General features: G+C 58.2%; 1 protein-coding gene. It reads right to left on the bottom strand.

The window, feature by feature from the left end; all coding sequences use genetic code 11:
- A partial coding sequence (locus tag D2V08_RS18210; RefSeq protein ID WP_182835454.1) for an alpha-hydroxy-acid oxidizing protein occupies nucleotides 1-239 on the bottom strand: 239 nt, incomplete at both ends.

Raw genomic sequence — 239 nt, 5'->3', positions numbered from 1 at the left:
GCGTCCCACTCCGTCTGAATGTGGTTGCGCGTGATCTCACTCAGTGAACGGCATCCACTCAATGCCATCGTCAGCTCAAACTCATCGCGCAACATTTGCAGCATCTTCCGGATCCCTGCTTCTCCGTCCACCGCCAACGAGAACACCACCGGCCGCCCAACAAAGATGCCGGCGGCTCCTAGTGCCAATGCCTTGAAGACATCCGTTCCACGGCGAACGCCTCCATCCAAGAACACTGG

The organism is Flagellimonas lutimaris (assembly GCF_003581615.1).
GTDB lineage: Bacteria > Bacteroidota > Bacteroidia > Flavobacteriales > Flavobacteriaceae > Flagellimonas > Flagellimonas lutimaris.
The sequence above is the reverse complement of the archived record's forward strand: the minus strand, read 5'-3'. Positions and strand labels throughout refer to the sequence as shown.